Below are 5,526 nucleotides of genomic sequence, written 5' to 3'. Positions count from 1 at the left end.
AGTGGTCGGCAGAGGTGGTGTAAGTCACAATGCCGCAACGACCAAATGGTTTATCCAGTTCGGAACCTTTATAGCGCGCCAGAACGATCCCTTTGGAAGACGACTCAGGCTGAATGACGACGTATATTTGCTGGTTTTTCGCGTCATAGGTTTGGAAGAGAGGCTTGCCTTTTGGTGGTAGGCAGTTTGACAGATCAAGTGAATCGGTTGTGGGGGACGTACTGTCAGACGACGATGAAAATTTAGTTCGCCGTGTGTTTGTTGGGGATGATATTTCAAAAGCGGATGAAGTGCCTGATGGTGACTCCGAATCAGCTAAGGCTCTGATTTCAGCAGCCGTGGTCAAATCAATGGTTGAAGGCTGTGCTGATGACGATGACGTAGCTGGTGGAGTTGTCGTGATGTTCTTTTTCACTCTACAGTCAAATCCTCCGGGTGTGCAATCAATTCCGGCCAGCAATATTTGTAGTCTGGAGAAAACTTTTAGGAACGGTAAATAGCCGTAATGCCCGTTCCAGACAGTACGATTGAAAGAGGTGGCGTTTGCGGCACCTCCAGGGTCTGCAAACTCGTTCAGGACGATGGGAAACTGGTTGTTTGTCTGTTGGGTACCATTGATTCGGACAAGTTCACGGTAGGGGGTGTTAATGCCTCTGAGCATCGGCAGCTGTGTTGCATCACCGGCGTTCCAGAGTTCGCTGCTCAAACCGTTTAAGCCTGATTTGAGTGCGCTTTTCGATTTTCTCACGACACCTTCATTATATCCATTATGAATCGAATCAGTCGGGTAATACTTTGTGAAAGTGTCCAGGTTATTGACAATATCATTCCCAAAGGAAAATTCTGCGACTGCCCCGCTTTCATAGCTTCCTGTTACCAGTGACTTAACCAACCCCGTATTAACATTGTTGTAAACCGAGGCCAAATCGCGTGCACTCCCGGATATACCACCAGTTGAACTATGAGTCCCATTACCTATGACTGCTCCGGCATTCAGGTTGTGATAAATTGCTGCTCTTCCTATGGCTTTTCCGGCAATACCTCCGGCAGATGCAATGCGACCGTCAGTAGTGACAGTTCCGGTGTTTACATTCTGAACAACAGGAGCGTTGACTGCTCCCCCAGTGATTCCGCCCACATTGGTGGTGACCTTTCCAGAAATGCTGCCTGTATTGAGGTTTTTGCTGACCAGGGTTTGACCGGAGGTTTCCCCCACTATTCCGCCAATCTCCCCACCACTTCGCCGTGAAGTACCGTCCAAATAATCTGAGGCAATTTTTCCGGTGTTCAGGTTATGTAATACCCTGCTGGTTGTTTCTGCTTTTCCTACAATCCCCCCGGAATCTTCGGTATGGCCAGCATTAACCTCCCCGGTATTCACATTGTTGTTAGCAAGGCTATTGCTTTTCAGCCTTCCGACAACGCCACCGGCAGGTGAGTTATCCAAGCTTCTGGGCGTTATTTTTCCAATATTCAAGTTGTTTGATACAGAAGACTTCTGATCCGCTACCCCGGCGATACCACCAGTGTTGGCGCTTCCGGTTGTGAAAACGGTTCCGGTGTTCAGGCTATCGCGTATGACACTGCCAGAAGCACTGCCTGCTATACCTCCACCATGACTGTGATAACCACTCGTTCTGATGGCTCCGGCATAATTGACCACCTCTTCAATCCTGCTGCGTCTCAACTCACCCACAAGCGCACCTGTGGGGCTGGTGTTTCCGGTACTGGTCACTTTTGGCTGTTTAAGCAGGATTTGTCGTATGGTGCTGTCCTGCAATGTCCCGAACAAGCCAGAGGCTGTGTTACCTGTTGACGTTGAAACTTCGAGACCGGAAATAACGTGACCATTACCAAGCAGAGTGACAGAGAACGGTTTGGAGGCATTGCCGACAGGTTTCCATTGAGACCCGCTCAGGTCAATATTACCGATTAACTCATAGCGTCCCTCGACCGGGTGGTCGGCATTCAGGTATTGGTTGAAATTACTATTGTCCAGCTGAACCGTGCGGGCGCTGCTGGTGGGTGGCGGTGCTGATGACGCTGGGACAGTGGTTGGCACTTCAGAAGATGACACCGGGACAGCGGATGAAACTTCTGAAGGTAACACCGAACTGAGTGAAGTTGGGGCTACAGAAGCCGTACTCAATTCAGTGGTTGAAGGCGGTACTGACGACGATGGCACAACAGATGAAACTTCTGACGGCGACACAGAAATGCTTGAAGTGCGAGCTACAGAAGTGGTGGGCAATGTGCTGGTTAAAGGCTGTGCCGATGAAGATGGGACAGCGGATGAAACGCCTAAAAGTGACTCCGAACTGGGTGAAGTATGAGCTACAGAAGCGGTGGTAAATTCGCTGGTTGGGGGCTGTAGAGATGGCGATGGTGTATCGAGCTCATAAATCAAGACTTTTTGATGTAAATCACCAACAGCCAGCCATTTGTTGTTTTGAGCGTAGGCAATACTGTACATTCTGTTGTGCCCATCGGTCAGGGTTTTCAGGTGTTTAAATGGGCTTGTCCCGCTATAAATCCATACCTGTCCATCGTTCCTCCCGGCTGCCAGCCTGGTGCCACTGGGGTTGAAGGCAATGCTATCTGCGGCCACACCGCGTGCGGTGTACAGTTGGGGGCGCAGGTGGGTGTAAGGACTCTTCCCACGATAAAAATTGATCTCATATCCTCCGGCTGCCAGCAGGCTGCTGTCGTGATTGAAAGCCATGCTGAGTGCTCCGCCTGTCTTCCTGTAGAACAGGACTCGCTCGAGGTTAAACGAGTTTGCCACGGCATAAATCCTGATCTGTCCATCTTCCGCAGCAGCTACCAGCAAGCTGCCGTCGTGATTGAAGGTAATGCTCAGTATCTTCTCTGTCGCATCATGCAGTTCGCGCTCGAGGGCATAGTCATTTGTCACATTGTAAACCTTGACCGTGTTATCACTTGCCCCGGCCGCCAGAAGGGTGCCGCTGTGGTTGTATTTAAGGGCCCGTATAAAGCCTGTCGCATGAGGCAGGCGCTTCTTGAGGATGTACCCGTTCATCACGTCATAAATCCTGACCCCATTATAATAAGTTCCGACTGCCAGCTCGGTACCGTCGTGGTTGAACTCAACGCCTAGAGCCCATCCGTTTTTCGGATAGGTCAGAGTGTAAAGGAGTCTGGGAGACCCCGAGGCATTGATTTCAAAGATTTGTACGGTTGCTGAACGGGTACAGCCACTCCTGCCTGTACCTGAACCTATTCCCACCGCTATGTGCTTACTGTCCCTGTTCCACGCAACACTCAAAACCCTGTGAGGCGGACAATATCTTTTCAGAACTCTGCCCGTGGGTGCTGGGATCGCTATTTCAGGCAACCTGTTCGGGTCTATATCAATTTCATGGATCAACCGATATATTTCTTTGCTGCAGTCAAACCCTCCCGGTGTGCAATCAATTCCAGCCAGTAATGTTTGCGGTTCGGAGAAAGTTTTCGGAAACGGTAAATAGCCGTAATGCCCGTTCCAGATAGTACGATTGAAAGAGGTGGCGTTTGCAACACCACCAGGGTCTGCAAATTCATTCAGGACGGTGGGGAACTGGTTATTTGCCTGTTTGGTACCATTTATTCGGACAAGTTCACGGTAGGGAGTGTTAATGCCTCCGGGCATTGGCAGCTGTGTTTCATCACCGGCATTCCAGAGCGCGCTGCTCAGACCGTTCAGATTTGATTTGAGAGCGCTTTTGGATAGTCTTCTGATGCCTGTATTGCGTCCATCACCACCATCATTGATCCATTGATACCGTGTGAAAGTATCCAGATTATTCTCAATAAAACCTGCCCTCCAAACTCTTGCCACAGCACCGCTTACGCGGGGATAGGGGCCCTGAGCCTTAAGAGACCCCGTATTAACATTGTTGTACACCGAGGCTGAAAGAGTGGCACTTCCGGAAATACCAGCGACACGAGCGCTAGGACCTTTCGTTAAGATGGCTCCGGCATTAAGGTTGTCTACAATGCTCCCACCCTCAGCTTGTCCGGCAATACCGCCAGCAGATGCTCCATCGTCGTGAGTGGTGACAGTTCCGGCATTGACATTTTGAACAACGGGAGCATTGAACACTTGCCCTGCTATTCCACCGGCATATGTATTATAAACCCTTGTTGAAATGCTACCTGTATTAAGGTTTTTGCTGACCAAGGTTTGCCTGGAGGCCAGCCCCACTATTCCACCACTGCTTCCGGTTTTCCCGCCATAGGCTTCACCGTACAAATGATCGGAAGCTATTCTCCCGGTGTTCAGGTTATGCAAGACCCTGGCTGCTTCTGCTTCTCCTGCAATTCCCCCGGAGCTTTCGGAATGTTCAGCTGCAACCTCGCCGGTGTTCATGTTATTGTTAGCAATACTGTTGCCTTTCAGTGTTCCGACAATGCCACCGGCAGGTGAGTTATATGAATCTCTGGAGCTTATTTTTCCGGTATTCAGGTTATTTGAAATAGAAGAGGCCTGATCGGCCAATCCAGCGATACCGCCTTTGCTGGCACTTCCGGCTGTAAAAACGGTGCCGGTGTTCACACTGTCGTGTATGACGCTATCAGAAACACTACCTGCTATACCTCCGGCATGACTGTGAAAACCACCTGTTTGAATAGCTCCGGCAGAATTGACCACCTCTTCAACCCTGCTGCCTTTTAACACTCCCACAAGCGCACCTGTGGGGCTTGTATTTCCGGAACTGGTCACTTTTGGTTGTTTAAACAGGATTTGTTGGATGGTGCTGTTGTGCAATGTTCCGAATAAGCCAGAGGCTGTGTTACCTGCTGACGTTGAAACTTCGAGGCCGAAAATAATGTAACCATTGCCAAGCAGATTGACAGTGAACGGTTTGGAGGCATTGCCGACAGGTTTCCATTGAGATCCGCTCAGGTCAATATTACTGATTAACTCATAGCGTCCTTCGACCGGGTGGTCGGCATTCAGGTAGTGATTGAAATTACTATTGTCCAGCTGAACCGTGCTGGCCCAACTGTTCCAGTTTGGAAAGAAGACGACAAGTGGCAATAACAGTACAGACGACTTTGTGAAGATAGTTGGACTTTGCCGATACTGATCTTTCATCGGGCTGTTATTCATTGAGTGAGCACCATGAAAAACAATGATGAGAACTACCCGTATTTGTGTCCGTACATGTAGACTATGAGGAGTCATCATGCATAAACATGCGGGTAACCGGAAAAAACTTAAGTTTGAGCAAGGGGATACCAGGGCCAACTTTTTCTGGATAAGCTATTGGCCCGATAACCCTTTGAGGCAATGATAATGTTTTTGCTAATTGTTCTTGAGGGATGCTCCTGGTTGTCGGTTATTTAAGTTTGTCTAAGGGTAGTAATTCAGTGGTTTCCGTTTTTGATCCGGGTGGTTGTCTTTTAAACTTCTTAATGGCTACGATAACCGCAACCGATACAGCCAACACAGTGCCCGTTGTAATAAGCCCAATTCCCCAACCTTGAATGGCCGAAGACGATCCCGCAGAGGATAAAACGGCA

At 49.3% G+C, this 5,526-nt stretch carries 2 protein-coding genes; both read right to left on the bottom strand.

Translation table 11 applies throughout. The features are described from left to right. Positions 1-5,113 (bottom strand): hypothetical protein (locus tag KBW69_RS23055; RefSeq protein ID WP_257282464.1); only part of this gene is annotated, 5,113 nt, incomplete at its 3' end. Between the two features lie 229 nt (positions 5,114-5,342). After that, positions 5,343-5,526 (bottom strand): hypothetical protein (locus tag KBW69_RS23050; protein WP_257282463.1); only part of this gene is annotated, 184 nt, incomplete at its 5' end.

This window comes from Endozoicomonas sp. ISHI1, from assembly GCF_024606225.1.
In the GTDB taxonomy this organism is placed as follows: domain Bacteria; phylum Pseudomonadota; class Gammaproteobacteria; order Pseudomonadales; family Endozoicomonadaceae; genus Endozoicomonas_A.
The sequence above is the reverse complement of the archived record's forward strand: the minus strand, read 5'-3'. Positions and strand labels throughout refer to the sequence as shown.